The organism is Methanogenium sp. MK-MG, from assembly GCF_009914725.1.
Lineage (GTDB): Archaea > Halobacteriota > Methanomicrobia > Methanomicrobiales > Methanomicrobiaceae > Methanogenium.
In genome coordinates this window covers 25,646-41,172 of the sequence record NZ_JAAAWJ010000006.1, presented here as the reverse complement: position 1 = coordinate 41,172, position 15,527 = coordinate 25,646, and the positions used below count along the sequence as shown (strand labels likewise).

The window sequence follows — 15,527 nt, the reverse complement described above, 5'->3', positions numbered from 1 at the left end:
CCGTGGACTGGATGACTGATGCCCGCCGGAGGAAATCATTCTTTTTTTCTTTCTCTGTGCTCTTTTCCCGGATTTCTGTGCGATTCATTTTCACGGCTGCCTATGGTCGGACAGGTGCTGCCGGTTTTGTATGAATTCCCTCTCTTTACGGCAGGACTGATACTCCGGGGGTATGGGGATTATGGTGAACCAGAGGCGATGTGGCTGCGCATCATTGATATCTGATTTAATTCCGTTCATTTTACTATTTTTGGCATGATTATCCGTTTTTTATATATTCGGGGATCTTTGTCCGTTCTTTTCGCATTATAGTTCCTTTTTGCTCATCTTATCCCGACAGGGGCTCTCTAATGGCCTATATCAAATTTACACATGCCTGCGGATATCGATCTGATTAATTTATAGTTGTTTACAATATGTCAAAAAAAATCAGAACTAATTTATATCTGTTTTTGAGAGACTCCCTCAGTATATCATATACAGGATGAGACGGGATGAATGTTGTACAATCGATTAATAGAATGATATGTTCTGCAGAGTCAGGTGACTGGATATGAAGGGGACAGGTGTTTTGTTCTGTCTGTTGCTGCTGCTCTGTGTTGTGGTCGCGCCGGTGGCCGCGGGGTCACCGACAAACGAGGTCACTGTCAGTAAACTGGCTGCTGATGGAAGTCTCATTGCGACAAAAACCGTTGACTACCACTGGATGGAAGAAAATCTGCCCATTCAGGGTGATGGAATTACGCATTACTACCACGAAGGGCCTGCGCTGGGTAATGAAGAAGGGATAGTCAGATGGGATAAAAATGAGACCGGAAATATCGAAGAGAAAGACTATGGTGCCCTGAAGGGCACGGATGTCAAAGACCTCTGTGAACTGGTCGGCGGGATGAGTTCTGAGGATACGGTCAGAATTATGGCCAATGATGGGATGTCCAAACGTTTTGGATACCAGAATGTCTACACTCCCGAACCCCGGCAGGGCCCGATGGTTGTCACGTGGTGGCGGCCGGATCTGGGTTATACTCCGGGTTACAAGGAAGGTATGCGCCTGATCTTCTTTGCTGACAACTCAACCAACCCCTGGGGATGGCACGTCTTTGGAAACTGGGACATGCATGAGTGCATGGATGAACAGTACTGGCACTATTATGTGTCAGGGGATGATGAATATCCAGCAACGACCGGATATGCGGTAAAATATGTCAACCGGGTGATTATTCAATCTCAGGACCCGGCTCCCCTCTTCAGGGTATTTTTTGATGCAGACCAGACCTCTGGCTGTGCCCCTTTTACCGTCGCTTTTACCCCGGAGACATCCGCTGACGTTCCCACCGCGTGGCACTGGGACTTTGGTGACAATGCTATCTCAACCGATCAAAATCCTGTGCACGAGTACACTAAATCCGGTACATACACGGTCACCCTGACGGTGACGAACGCGGAAGGTTCGGTGTCCTGGACAAAAAAGAATTATATTGCCGTGACCAATCAGCCGCTCCTGACTACAATCACGGTTCTGCCCTCTGAGGCAAGCCTCGTGAGTGGTACGACCCGGCAGTTTACTGCTCTTGCAAAGGATCAGTACGGGAAGTTGATGACGGGTGTTCCGGTCACCTGGTCATGTGCCAATACATCTGTCGGAACCGTGGACGTGAAAGGAATTTTCACGGCGCTTAGTGAGGGAACGACTGAAATTACCGCAACTTCAGGCGGGATTTCCGGACAGGCGACTGTGACGGTGGGAGAGGCGTTGCCCGAACCAAAGACCATCACTGTCGATGTTGGTGGTGCGGGTGATTTCACTTCCATTCAGGAGGCAATCATTGCCGCCAACCCCGGTGACACCATCATGGTTCGTGAGGGAACCTATACCGAGAATGTCAGGGTTGACAAGCGTCTCTCTCTTCTGTCAGAAGAAGGAGCGACCGTTGCCGCGGCAGACTCGGGCAGGAGTGCGATTGAGGTGACTGTCGGGAATGTCACGATTGACGGTTTTACTGTGACAGGCGCAACCAGTACCGGATGTTCCGGTCTCCTGGTGAATGGTGTGCAGCACTGCAGGATTAGCAATATCACATCCACACGCAACTATAACGGGCTTGCTCTGGAGGCTGCCGGGGATATTGTTCTCAGTGACTGTGCTGCGGATACGAATTCCCTGAATGGCATACTGGTGAATAACACCAGGAACTCGCTGGTCGATGGCTGTCTGTTATCTGAGAACTCACTCAATGGTATTGAGCTGAACGGGGCAGAGGATACGACACTTGTGCATTGCATACTGTCGGAAAACCCTCATTATGGCATTTTGGTGAAGGAATCGTCAGGCTCTGAGATCAGGGCGTCTGAGATGACTGCCAACAGCAAGCATGGGATATATATTCTGAGTTCTTGCGGGACCCGGGTAGTGAAGAGTAGTATATCAGGTAATGAGGATGGTGGAATACGAACGAGTAGTTCTTCTGATTTAAGGATTGAGGGAAACACCATCACAATTAACTCAAAAGCTATATCTACGCATGGTGGTGTGAATTTCACCATATCCAATAACACGATCAGCGGTGAAAGCTTTTTTTTCACCCTTAGAGACTCTGTTATCTCCGGGAATTCCATATCAGGAGGCGATTCGGGTATTTTACTGTACGATTCCTCCAATGGCAATCTTGTTTCTGACAACAGGGTGACACGGAGTCGTGTTGGTATAAAGATCCAGTCCAGCACAGAAAACACCGTTGTCAACAATACCTGCCTCCAGTGCACGTCATGTGGTTTACAGACAGATCGGGCAGACAATAACTTCATCTACCTGAACCACCTGGGGGACGCTCCGGCAAATCAGGCAGGCTGGACGAGCTATAAATCATCGAACAACACCGCCAACACTCCGGGGCCGGTTGACTATATCTACAATGGCACCCTCCATTACGGCTATCTTGGCAATTACTACTCTGACTCCTATGCCGGGACCGATGCCGACGGCGACGGGGTCGGCGAGATGGTCTACAATGCCTCTGAAACTGATCATGACTACTACCCCCTGGTCGCATGTCTCAGTGAATACGAAATCCTTCAGCGGGAGCAGATCGTGCATGGGCCGTACATCACCAAAACAACGGGAACAGAAGCGACCATCAGCTGGAAGACCGATATACCGGCGGCCGGACAGGTGGACTATGCCATTGAGGCGGATTATTTCTCCCGTGGCTATGGCCGGAGTGTGTCCAGCGATGAGGAGTCCCTGCTCCATCATGTGCGCCTGACCGGTCTTATGCCGGGGATGACCTACCACTACCAGGTGACGGCCGGGGTGAATGTGACAGAGGATCACAGCTTCAAAACCTTCCCCGAGTCGGGTTCCTTTGATTTCATCGTCTATGGTGATTCACAGGAGCAGCTGCCGACCTTTACCCAGCTTGAGAGGCACAAACTTGTTGCCGACAGGATTGCAGAGGAGGAGACGGATGTCTCTTTTGTGCTCCATGTGGGCGACACCGTGGGTGACCCGAAAAACCCTGAGGAATGGGACCGGTTCTTTGCAGCCGGAGGGGCGATGCTTGCGAACACAACCATTTACCCCATCACCGGTAATCATGAAGAGATTGATGACGGAATCACCTACTATGAGGCCTTTGATATGCCTCAGTGGTACTCCTTTGACTGTGGTGATGCACACTTTGCCATGCTTGATTCAAGTGGTATTTCCGGTTCACAGATGGACGAGCAGACCGCATGGCTCACAGACGATCTTGCATCGAACACCGCCCCCTGGAAATTTGCGGCCTTCCACCACCCGCCATACAGTTCCGGCACCCGTCATCCCGGCGGCTGGGAAAATTTCCGCGACCTGTGGGGGCCTGTTTTCGAGGAGAACAGTGTGAATGCGGTCTTCAACGGGCATGTCCACTCATACCAGCGGTATCTGGTCAATGGCATACAGTATGTAGTGGCAGCAACCGGAGGAGGCCCGATGTACACTCTGACAGAGGAGAAGACCACCGGCTACCAGAACAGTCTGGAGAATACCCTTGGATATACGAGGGTGCATCTGGATGCAGAGAATGAATCGGTATTGATGGAGTTTATGCCTGTTGCGGAAATTTCCGGTGACAACAAGGAGGTGCTTTCGATATATCCGAGAGGCTCGGTCTTTGAGAGTGTGGTTGTGGAACTATCGCGTACGCCTGATCTCGTGCCTGAAGCATTTATTCTGCCTGCCCAGGTCTTTGCAGGGGAGAACAATACGATAGGTCTGAGTGTGGCCAACCGGGGCAGTGAGGTGTCCGGTTCCTTTACGCTCTCACTCTCTGCGGAAGGAACGGAGATCGGAGTAACGGAGGTGGGGAGTCTTGAACCCGGTGCTGCAACGGAGGTGACCTTTGTCTGGAAACCTGCGTCTGCGAGCACGTATGAACTGACTGCTGTGGTAAGCGGCGGGGGTGAGGAGGATGAAGATAATAATTCCCTCGTAACGTCTGTGACCGTAATCAGGCGTGGGGGCTCTGGTCCTCAGGATGATACGCTTGACCTGAAGTCCGGCTGGAACTTTGTCTCGACCCCGAAGAGGCTTGCTTCCGGCAGTGACACGCTGGCCGTCTTTGCCTCGCCAGACCCGTCCGGCCACTCTGTCCTGATCTATGATGCAGACGGCTGGAAGGCACTTGACTCAGCAGACCGGATTCAGGTTCTGGATGGTCTCTGGGTCTATTCCGATACGGATGCATCCGTCAACCTGACGTATGACTCCAATCCCCGACAGATCCCGGCGATGAAACCGCTTGCCGCCGGCTGGAATGCAATCGGTTTCTCTGATATCGATTCCGCCCCGGCAACGGATGCCCTTGTCAGTCTTACCAACTGGTCTTCACTGGTGGGTTATGATGCAGACAAACAGGCCTATGAACTGGCGGCCCGCCCTGCTGACGGTGCGGTCATGTCTCCGGGTTGGGGCTACTGGCTCCGTGTTGATGCTGATGGCACACTTGCGGCCATCGGGGCCTGAATCATCTTTCTTTTTTAATTTCTCTGCCAATATTTGTTACAAATATATATTTTATTGATGTAATGCAATATAATTATTTTGTGCGCACAATATATTCGTGGCGTTTGCCGGTCTCTTTCCTGGTATAAGGGGCAGTGTGTCAAATGTTTCCGATAAATCGATAATGTGGCTTATTTTTACGTTTTGCTCGGTAAATGGTGTTATATTCTGTATTTGTGCATTTTAATCGCTCTGATTGGCTTTTTGATCTGGTATTTGGGGTCAATTTTATTAATATAATTATGTTGACAAATGGGTGTAAAAAATCAAAATTGTTTTATATTGATATCTTGAAGGTCTATTAGTCAGAGGTTGGCATGCTGGCTGAGGTAATGAAAATGAAAAAAGATGGATTTTTAAAATACGGGCTTTCGGCGCTCTTCTGCCTCTGCGTGATCTGCGTAGTGCTGGTGGCCCCGGCGGCAGCGGGGACAGAGAGTGTCACCGTAACGAAGTACTGCGACAACAACTACTCAGTTGTTGACGACTCAGAAACCATTAGCTGGACGGACATGAGAGATAACTTTACTCATGTTGTGAGCAACGGTGAAATCTACATGCAGGGCCCGGTCTTTGAGGACGAGTGGATTGCCGCTGGTCTCAATGCAAATGACTACAACGTCTGGGACGAGGACGAAGAAGGCGTCAACCTTGTTAGCTACGGCGCCCACAACGGCACCTCCATAGAGGATCTCCTTGTAAGGGTTGATAATATGAGTCCGGGCGCCGAACTGCTGGTCGCTGACTCCACCTACCCGAAGGCGGACCGCTACTTCAGCTACGACAATGTCTACACTCCGGTCTCCTGCCAGGGTGACATGGTTCTCACCTGGTGGGACTCCGTGGACGGCTTTGCTCCTAACTGGGGCAAGGGCATGAGACTCTACTTCTACAACGAAACCGAGAACAACTTCACCAACTGGGATATGCACGAATCACTGCCATCCTGGTACTGGAAGTTCTACAGCACCCAGTACCCCTCTGCAAAGGGTCTCTCTGTCCAGACCGTTGACACAATCAAGATCTTCCCAGCTCACCGCTATGACTTCGCCACCGGCGGAGACACTGTTGAGTCTGCGTATGAGGGCGAAGTCGGTGCAACTCCAGCCGTGAACGAGCCGAGCAGCACTACGGTTGATACATCCAAGATTGCGACGGTTAACAACGTATTCGAGACAACTGTGAGTGCGAACGACGGCAAATTCGCTGCACAGCGCTTTGTCTTCGACCTCTCTGAGGACACAGCCAACATCGAGAAGCTGGCCTTCACCTGGACCGGCACCAGCAGCCATGACAACGGCTCAGCAGATCAGGACGCCACCACCTACATCTGGAAGAATAACGTTGGCTACGTGGCACTCTCCAGCGTCACCTCAGGCATCAGCGATTATGTCGTTAATGGTGACGTCACCGTGCTTGTGAAGCAGAATGCTGCTCAGTCATCAGATGGTATGGATGATTATTATTCGCACCTTGAAACCGATTATGTAAAGCTCGTGGTGACGCATCACCACTCCAACTAACCCTTTTTTCCTTTTTTTTGAGTGATTGAAATGAAAAAACTGAATTTACTCGTATTATTCTCCCTTATTCTGCTCTCCTTCATCTGCACGCCGGTTCTGGCATCGACTCTTTACGTTGACGACGACGGAGATGCTGCTGACTACAAAACTATCCGGGATGCCATCACAGCCGCGTCACCGGGTGATACGATTATGATCTTGCCCGGCACCTATTCATGGTTTTCAATACATAAACCGCATCTTACCATTCAGGCCCTCAAAGATGACGGCCCGGTAGTTGTAGATATGGTAAATGGCGAATCTATTGAGGTCCCATCCGGGAGCAATGAGGACGGGACCGGGACAATCATTGACGGGCTGACAATAATTAACAGTCCATGCGGTATCCGGCTTGGGACATTTGGGCCTGCACCGGATACGATCATCCGGAACTGTGTCTTTGAAGGTCTTTCCGCCTCCGCTGGGGTCGAATTATTATCTCCAAATTGTACATTCGAAAACAATATCATTGATGGTGGTAGTGTAAACTGGTTTTTTAGACTTGGTTCTGATGTAAATTTAAGGAATAATGTTGCCCGAAATGCTGAATGTAAATATGGCGCTATAATGGTAAATGGCCTAAAAAACGTGGTGATTGAAAATAATACCATTGTCAACTGCATGGGCAGTCGGACTATAGGAGCGTTCTTGGTTCGGAATTCAGTCAATTGCACCATATCAGATAATACCGTGAATGATTGGAAAGGAAATGCTGTGTACTTCTACCAGACATCATCCAACAACACCATCTCTGGGGATACCTTTAATGGAGATTTAGAAGGAAATGGCTTCTACTTCCGTGAGGCAGGCGAGGGCAACAAAATCTTCCTGAACTCTAATGTATCAGGGGTAACCCTCCACGATGGCACCACCGCCCCGGCCACCACCTACTGGAACTCTCCTGAGCCCGTCACCTACACCTATAACGGCGTTGAAAAAACCGGCTGCCTCGGGAACTTCTGGTCGGACTACGCCGGAACGGATGAGGACGGCGACGGCGTCATAGACACAGCCTACGAACTTCCGGACAGCCTGGGCACAGACAATGCGCCGCTGATGTCTGCGCACCCAAACTATCCGCTCGTGCTGCCGCATGAGCCGGAGACCCTCTACGTAGATGATGATTCCGGGGCAGACTTCCAGAGCATCCAGGCGGCTGTGACCGCTGCATATGCCGGTGACACCATCGTGGTGAAGGCCGGCGCTTACACTGAGAATGTGCTGGTCGACAAACAGCTCACCATCCGGTCCGAGGATGGTTCAGATGCGGTCACCGTGACCGCCACATCACCGGACGCTCCGGTATTCGATCTCAATGCCGATGGCATCATCATCGAAGGCTTCTCCGTGAGGGGACTGACCAACGAGCATGTCGCAGGTATTGAGATCGTTGACTTCGATGACTGCGAAGTGCGCTACAATGACTGTGCCAACTGCTACAATGGTATCCACATCGGAAACGTTGTAGAGGAGACTGCCACCGGCAATATTGTCGAAGAGAACTACTGCCATGAGAACACCAGACGCGGGATCAGCCTCAGGGATCAGGTCACCGCGAACCTTGTCTACAACAACACCTGCAGAGACAACGACGAAGACGAGATCTGCGTCAAGGATACACTCCATGACAACATCATCTGGGCCAACACCTTCGACGGCACCGTCGAGTGCCTGACCGACAACATCTACCACTCGCCTGAGGAGGTCACCTACACCTACGGCGACACCGAGTACATCGGCTATGTCGGCAACTACTACAGCGGATACACCGGTGAGGACGCTGCCGGAGACGGCATAGGCGACACGCCGATGTCATATGGCACCTACAAAGACGAATACCCCATGATGGGTGAATGGAACAACAACGTCATACAAAAAGCAGGTTCGGTACTCACCGCGATCAGCCTCACCCCGGCCACCGCTGAACTCGAAGAACATGAAGAATGGCAGTTCTCTGCTTCAGGCATTGACCAGTACGAAGAGAGCATGTCCGATCTGACCTTCACCTGGACCAGCAGCAACGAGACCGTCGGAACCGCAAATGCGACCGGCTTCTTTACCGCCGGTGCTCCGGGTGTGACCACACTCACAGCCACGAACAACACTGTCTCAGGATCTGCTGAAATCACTGTCATCTCCACCGAAGGACTTCCTTCCGTGCATATCATCAAATATGCTGGCGACGGCACGACCATCGCAGGCGAGGCCACCGTCACCACCCGGTGGATGGAGCGCCACCTCACCGTCTACGGCGGTGAGAACGGCACTGCACTCCACTTCCAGGGCCCGGTCTTTGAGGGTGCCTGGAACGATGCTCATCCCGGTGAAGCCTATAACTTCTGGGATCCTGAAGAGAGTGTCAATGCCAACCCCGGAAAGATCAATGAAGTCGTAAAAGGCACATCGGTACGTGACCTCTGCGACCTCGCAGGCGGCGCCTCGGAGGGTAATGAAATCAAATTCATTGCTACTGATGGCTACCGCACCAGTCTCTCCTACTCACCGATCTATGAACCCCAGATCCGGCAGGGAGAGGCCATTCTCGCATGGTGGACCGAAGAAAAAGGTGACACTCCTGCCTACAGTGACGGCCCGCGCCTCTTCTTCATGGCAGACGACGGCATATTCGGCAACTGGGATATGCACCAGTGCATTGAAGAACAGAACTGGCACTACTTTGAGGGCATGCCCGCGGTTGCAGGCATCTCTGCTGCCAAGGTCGCGACCATCGAAATTCTGCCTGAAGCCAGAACCGACTGGGTGCTGACCCTCAACGGTGCGATATCAGAGACCATCGACCGTGCCGCGTTTGAACACGGTGTCGTCTGTGCCAACTCCAAGCACAAAGCCACCTGGACAGACGATGACAACCTCTGGTCCGGTATGCCGCTCTGGCTGCTCTGTGGCTGGGTCGACGACGGCAACAGCCACGGCCCGTTCAACGACGAACTCGCTGAAGCAGGCTACACGGTCACCGTCATCGACTACGGCCCGGACAACGTGGCAGGCACCGATGATGACTACAGTGTTGAACTTGCCAGTGCCGACGTCGCACACAACAACAACATGATCATAGCAAACGAAAACAACGGCAAACCCCTTTCCGAGAGTGGTGACAAGCCGCAATGGCCGCTCAGGCTTGTTGGCAGCGACCTCACCAAAGGTCAGATGATCAGCAGCATCGATGAGATCAAACTCACCAACTTCCCGGAACCAGTGGTAGAAGGCGACATGACCCTCTCCCTCCGGGACGGCTGGAACTTTGTCTCCACACCCAAGAACCTCGCACCGGGCAATAACACCGTTGCCATCTTCGGGGATGTTGACTCCGCCGGACACTCCGTCTATGCATACAGCCCTGAAGAGAGCTGGCAGCAGATGACCGGCACTGACACCATCAGTCCGCTGGACGGCATCTGGCTCTACTCAAACGGCACGGCCAGCGTATCGTTCACATTCGATACCGAAACCCTTGAGACACCTCCTGTAAAGCGCCTCACCACAGGCTGGAATGCAGTCGGGTTCTCTGACACCACCGCGGCGCCCGCAAAGGACGCACTCATATCCGTAAAAGATCACTGGGCCATCCTTCTGGGATTCGACTCAGGTACACAGGCATACACCACCTCAGTCATCAACGGCGCAGGCAACTCACACGCAGATACGCGTGATATGCAGCCCGGAGATGGCTACTGGCTCTTCATGAGGGCTGATGGCACACTTGCGGCCATTAGCGCCTGAATTTTTTGAGGCACACACCATGAACTACAAAACGATCATTACAATCCTCCTCGTCTTCGCCTTTGTGGGCGGCGTCGCAGCAGAGGACAGCCTGCCCCTCCTGCCGGACGAGTTCAGGGGGAGTGTCACCATCAACGGCAACCCTGCACCGGCAGGCACCGTGCTCACCGCTCTTATCAACGGTGAAGTGAGGGGCACGCTCACCACCACCGAGACGGGCAGCTACGGCGGTCTGGAACTTGAAGACCGCAGACTTATTGTCACCGGCTATGACGGCGAGGTCGGTGCGACCATCACCTTCACGGTCGGCGGCCACACCGCAAAGGAGACGGCGACCTTCAGTCCGGGCGAGACCCAGCGTCTTAACCTGAGCGCGACCTACACCCCGCCCAGCCCCGGCGGCAGCGGCGGCGGTGGCGGAGGAAGTGGCGGCCCCATCTATCAGGAGCCAGTCGTCTCCCCCGACACCGTTTTGGGAGAGGCCAGCCTCACCACCTCATCCACCGGCAGTCTGCTCGGCTCGGTGACGGTCAGTTCTGTGGACAAGAAGGTGTCCCTCTACCTTCCGAAAGGCACCGGGGTCTACGACTCTGTGGGCAAACCCCTATCAACGATTCGCATCCAGCAGGCTGCAACATTACCTGCGGTCCCCAGCGGATTCACCTTTGAAGGTTACTCCTGCGAGTGCAAACCGGAGGGGGCCACGTTCAGCCCGGCCATCACCATCAGCTTCAGCATACCCGATGACGAGTGGGTGGAAGGCAAAGACTACAAAATCAGATGCTACAACGCTGCCACCGGTCTCTGGGAGAACCTTCCGACCACGGTGAATGCGGCGACGCATACCGTGAGCGCTAGGGTCACCCACTTCAGCTGCTTTGCCCTCTTCACCGGGTCGGCAGCCGTGACCACGGCAACGAAGGCACCGGTCTCCGCGACCACGGTGCCCACCACCGCAGCTGCAGCCATTCCCGCCGCATCAGGATCTACTGAGGCAGGCACGCTTCCATGGACGACCATCCTCGTGGTTTGTATCGTGGTGGGTGTGGTGGCAGGCGGAGCCTACTACATAAAGAAGAAGTAAACACTTCATTCTTTTTTGGGCGCAGACCTGCAGAAGAAGGAAGATGACCGGGCAAACCCGGATCTTCTGCATCTGTTTCCCGCTTATTGAAGACCACCACTGATGATACGTGCCTTGTGACCAGTCGTCGGAACAAATTCTTCAGGAGAATGGGTGAGTAACCCTGTCCGTTTCCGTCTGTATGGGTTGAAGGTATCAATGTGAACCACAATAACCCGGTGGGCCTTATCCAGGATTCTTTGCGTGTATCTCCGGATTTCACAGAATGAAGAAATATCGGAGTTGTGCCTTGGCCCGATTCAGTGAATGTGTTGAGATGCCATGGATGGCTTCATACCGCGCACTCCCAAAAAAAGATATTCTCGTTCTTTTTCCTGCCTGTTCATTCCGGGTTCTCAATTCCAATCGTCTCACTCCGTTTCAGCAGGAGTGCATCTCATAAATGCATCCCTTTCCTCTGTTATCTCCCATAGGCCCGAATGCAGAATCTTCTCTTTTGCCGCCTCGCGTGGCTGGTGTCCGTCATCTATTACGAGCATCCCGCCGGGTTTTACAATCCGGTGCAGTTCCGTGAGAAATGCATCGGGATCACCTATCGCATGGAACATGTCAAGCGCATAGATGAGATCTGCTGTATGGTCTTCAATGGAGGACGTATATCCGTTCGCCTGTACCGGAACTACATTTTTGAGCCCTTCTTTTTGTATCAGTTTCCGGACGGATGCGATTGCCAGTTCGTGTATATCAACTGCATAGACCATGCCGGCTGCACCGACCATCGCTGAGGCGTCTTTGATGTAACTGCCCGGGCCGCAGCCGTAATCAACAACAACCATGCCATCGTCAATTCCAATCTCATTCAGAAGTTCTCCTGGCGGATTCACCATGTTTCTTATGCGAAACATGAGTGACATGAGCCTGAAACCAATGCCTGACATCGCTTCACGGTTTCTGCCTGTTTTCCGGGATTCTGTCATCATCTGATCTCCTCCGTATTTTTATGATTTGCCCCCCCGCCTGAAGTAGAGTCTGGTGGCATTGGCCACGACAAAGACCGAGCTGACATGGTGGAGGACGGCGGCAAGGATTGGATTGAGCACCCCGGCGGTCGCAAGGGCGATGCCGACGGTGTTGAAGCCCACCGCCCAGGCATAGTTCTGTGTGATCACCTGTTTCATTGCCTTCCCTGCCGCAAGAATTACAGGTACTGCAGCAGGGTCATCACCCAGAACGACAATCTCCGCCGAACGTACGACTAGACCCGGATTGCGATGTCCGCCAATTGCGATTCCGACATCCGCCGCCGCGAGGGCCGGTGCATCATTGGTCCCGTCGCCGACCATCACCACCCGTCCTCTATTCTGGAACTGTTTCACCAGTGCAGTCTTATCCTCAGGTCTGCACCCGGCATGATACTCATCTGCCCCAATCGCGGCGGCGACCCGTTGCGCCTCCCTCTCCTCCTGGTCGCCGGTGGCCAGCACTACCCGGCTTATTCCGCACGCCCGCACGGCGTCGGCAAATCCGTCCACCGTACCGGGCAGGGTATCTCTGATGACAAAGACGCCACGAGGTTCATCCTCGACGGCGAGCCAGACCGCCCGCCCCTCATACTGCACCGCAGGCAGAGTGATACCGGCTGCCCGGAGGGTCTCCCCACTCCCTATGAAGACCACACTCCCGTCAATAACCGCCCGCACCCCCTGGCCAGGGAGCTCTTCGCTCTCTGTCACTTCAGGCAGCGCACCGATCTCCTGCGACTCCGCATGCGTCGTGATCGCTGCGGCGATCGGATGGCAGAACCTGGCCTCAACAGCGGCTGCATATCTTAGCACTCCCCTCTCATCGGCACCATTGAGCGTGACGACGCTCCCCACCACAGGCTCAGCCCGGGTGAGGGTTCCTGTCTTGTCGGTCACCAGGGTCTCCGCCCCGACCAGTCGTTCCAGGGGTTCTCCACCCCGGGTAAGGACGTGCTCCCGACTCAGGCGGCCGATCGTCGCGGCGAAGGCAGCCGGGGTGGCCAGGGCCCAGGCGCAGGGGCAGGCTACCGAGAGGACGGCGGCCGGGAGGTGGAGGTCACCGGTGAGGAGATACAAAAGGCCCGCATACCCGGTCACGCCGATGAGAAATACCTGGACGATTGTCTCGGCATGCTGTTGGGTCTGCGATTTATCTGCAAGACTCTCCTCGATCTCCCTGGTGACCACCGAGAGATAGGTGTCGTCCCCGTCCCGTGTCGCACTGACATGAATCGGTGCCGAGAGGTTGAGTGTTCCTGAAGTGACCTGGCTCCCGGCCTGCTTGAAGATCGGGTACGGCTCACCGGTGACTGCGGACTCGTCGACCGAGGAGTGCCCCTCGGTGACCACACCGTCGACCGGGATCATCGCCCCCTTTGGGACGATCACCAGATCACCGGTGGAGACTTCATGCAGCCCGACCTCTCTGACATTTCCGTCTTTGATTACCCGTGCTGTCTGTTTCCCTTCTTTCACCAGGCCCTCGATACGCTCACGGTTCTTTCTGATGATGGTGGTGGCGATGAAGAGCCCGAGACCGATTACCCAGGCGACCAGCGCCCCGCTCAGGGGTTGACCGTCCAGGAAGGTGACAACCATCACAGCGACGATGAGGAGTTCGGCGCTGACACGGTGCATCAGGATGATGGTCCTGAACAGCCCCTCGGTGTACAGCAACAGGCAGATGATATAGGTGACCGTTCCTGCAAGGGCAAGGGCCGGAGATTTAAAGATCTGATCCCCTGCAAAACAGAGGACAGAGACAAGTGCGGCGATGACCCGCAGGAGCATCACGTTGTGGTTTGGGCTGACGGCGGCTAGCAGTGCGTCGACCCTCCTGAAAATGGCGGCGGCAGTCTGTGGTTCTGGCATTGTTGGCGTCATACGCCTGTATCGTGTATAGAGAGGAAGAGAATGCAGAACGGCGGCCTGAGGAGCTCTCTGTCTGAATACGCAGATAATTTTAGGGCTTTCGGTATGGTTGATAGTATCCCGAATATTTTTAGGTTCTGTGGAAAAATCTGAAGATTTGGAAGAGAATTAGAGGAAATCCGATATCCTCCCAAAAATAATTGGAAAAAACAGAGTGATGGAAAATTGGGAACATGAAAATAACTGTCCATATATCTGTTGGATGATCGTGGAATCAATGCCCGTCGGAAGGATCCAGTTGGAAATTCTCCAGTATATCCTGGTAACTGCTCACCGTCTTTTCATAACTGCCCATTATTTTGGTAACGACAAACGGATAGACGAGAGGATCGATCTCAACGGCTTTCTGGTATGCCTCAACCGCCTTCCTGTTTGAATTAACCGCTGACATGTCTATCTTTTTAACGGATGAATCCCGTTCAGATGGTTTTTTTCCCAGTTCTTTGTACATATCCTTTAACTGGCCCTGATCATACATGGATTTAAAGAGGTATGCATCTCCAAGACCAATCCAGGCAGCTGTACTTGACGGTTCCAGTTCGACTGCTGAATTATAACAGGCGATTGCCTCATCATATCTCTGCAGTTTAATCAGGAGGGCCCCCTTTTCAGAGTAGGAACGCATCAGATCGCTTGTTTCAACGGACTGCGCATCAGTGGGTGAAAGATCGTACGTGTTAACAAGCATCTCATAGGCATCCACGGAATCTCCAAAATTCCCTGCTTTTGCATTCAGTTCTGCAAGTTTAGTCCAGTCGGTTTTGGTTGTCTGAGTCCCTTTGTCTGCCACGAGAGATTTCTGCATCTCTATGGCTGCTTCATACTCTTCAAGGCCGGTCAGTGCCGCCACCTGCTGTTCCCGTGCCTCAATATTGGAAGTATTTGTCTCCAGCACCCAGTCGCTCGTCATCATTGCCAGATCATACTTCTCCAGCCCGAGCAGGATCTCGGAAAGACCGTTCCCTATGCCTGAGCGTACGTCGGTCTGCTCGTAGACGTCGGGCGGAATTAACATACAGGCAACCACAATTGCAACAATAATAACTAAAATGGTCTTAATTTTCATTTTATGACAGACATCTCTACAATTAACGATATTTAATCCTGTTTAATCAGGAGATGCCGAATCGATGTGCTCAGAGACC

At 53.1% G+C, this 15,527-nt stretch carries 8 protein-coding genes; 5 read left to right on the top strand and 3 right to left on the bottom strand.

Annotated features, from left to right (window positions below):
* Positions 1-102 precede the first annotated feature (102 nt).
* The 5 genes from MKMG_RS11640 to MKMG_RS01820 all read left to right on the top strand — a co-directional run bounded on the left by MKMG_RS11640 (position 103) and on the right by MKMG_RS01820 (position 11,428).
* Positions 103-225 carry a hypothetical protein gene (locus MKMG_RS11640; RefSeq protein ID WP_256366055.1) on the top strand — a complete coding sequence of 41 codons (123 nt, stop codon included), beginning with the start codon at positions 103-105 and terminating at the stop codon, positions 223-225.
* Between the two features lie 328 nt (positions 226-553).
* Positions 554-5,002: a NosD domain-containing protein gene (locus MKMG_RS01835; RefSeq protein ID WP_165074865.1), complete on the top strand. Its 4,449-nt coding sequence runs from the start codon at positions 554-556 to the stop codon at positions 5,000-5,002.
* Positions 5,003-5,358: 356 nt separating this feature from the next.
* Positions 5,359-6,564, top strand: a complete 1,206-nt coding sequence (locus MKMG_RS01830) for a hypothetical protein (protein WP_165074863.1) — start codon at positions 5,359-5,361, stop codon at positions 6,562-6,564.
* Between the two features lie 30 nt (positions 6,565-6,594).
* A complete protein-coding gene (locus MKMG_RS01825; protein WP_165074861.1) occupies positions 6,595-10,344 on the top strand; it encodes a NosD domain-containing protein in 3,750 nt (1,249 codons plus the stop codon).
* Complete coding sequence (locus MKMG_RS01820) at positions 10,316-11,428, top strand: hypothetical protein (protein ID WP_165074859.1); 1,113 nt, start codon at positions 10,316-10,318, stop codon at positions 11,426-11,428. The genes MKMG_RS01825 and MKMG_RS01820 overlap by 29 nt, the downstream gene beginning before the upstream one ends.
* Before the next feature lie 410 nt (positions 11,429-11,838).
* On the opposite strand, the gene MKMG_RS01815 is transcribed toward MKMG_RS01820, so the two are convergent.
* The 3 genes from MKMG_RS01815 to MKMG_RS01805 all read right to left on the bottom strand — a co-directional run bounded on the left by MKMG_RS01815 (position 11,839) and on the right by MKMG_RS01805 (position 15,448).
* Positions 11,839-12,408 (bottom strand): class I SAM-dependent methyltransferase, encoded by a 570-nt coding sequence (locus tag MKMG_RS01815; RefSeq protein ID WP_254059044.1) that lies wholly within the window; start codon positions 12,406-12,408, stop codon positions 11,839-11,841.
* 18 nt (positions 12,409-12,426) lie between these two features.
* Positions 12,427-14,322, bottom strand: coding sequence for a cation-translocating P-type ATPase (locus tag MKMG_RS01810; RefSeq protein WP_165074857.1), 1,896 nt, complete (start codon positions 14,320-14,322; stop codon positions 12,427-12,429).
* A 274-nt stretch (positions 14,323-14,596) separates the two neighbouring features.
* Complete coding sequence (locus MKMG_RS01805) at positions 14,597-15,448, bottom strand: tetratricopeptide repeat protein (RefSeq protein ID WP_165074855.1); 852 nt, start codon at positions 15,446-15,448, stop codon at positions 14,597-14,599.
* Positions 15,449-15,527 lie beyond the last annotated feature (79 nt).

Bases quoted from the DNA above. Each gene is read 5' to 3' on its own strand.
- MKMG_RS01835 (WP_165074865.1), top strand. From the start codon at position 554: ATGAAGGGGACAGGTGTTTTGTTCTGTCTGTTGCTGCTGCTCTGTGTT.
- MKMG_RS01820 (WP_165074859.1), top strand. From the start codon at position 10,316: ATGGCACACTTGCGGCCATTAGCGCCTGAATTTTTTGAGGCACACACC.
- MKMG_RS01830 (WP_165074863.1), top strand. From the start codon at position 5,359: ATGCTGGCTGAGGTAATGAAAATGAAAAAAGATGGATTTTTAAAATAC.
- MKMG_RS01815 (WP_254059044.1), bottom strand. From the start codon at position 12,408: ATGATGACAGAATCCCGGAAAACAGGCAGAAACCGTGAAGCGATGTCA.
- MKMG_RS01805 (WP_165074855.1), bottom strand. From the start codon at position 15,448: ATGAAAATTAAGACCATTTTAGTTATTATTGTTGCAATTGTGGTTGCC.
- MKMG_RS01810 (WP_165074857.1), bottom strand. From the start codon at position 14,322: ATGCCAGAACCACAGACTGCCGCCGCCATTTTCAGGAGGGTCGACGCA.
- MKMG_RS11640 (WP_256366055.1), top strand. From the start codon at position 103: ATGGTCGGACAGGTGCTGCCGGTTTTGTATGAATTCCCTCTCTTTACG.
- MKMG_RS01825 (WP_165074861.1), top strand. From the start codon at position 6,595: ATGAAAAAACTGAATTTACTCGTATTATTCTCCCTTATTCTGCTCTCC.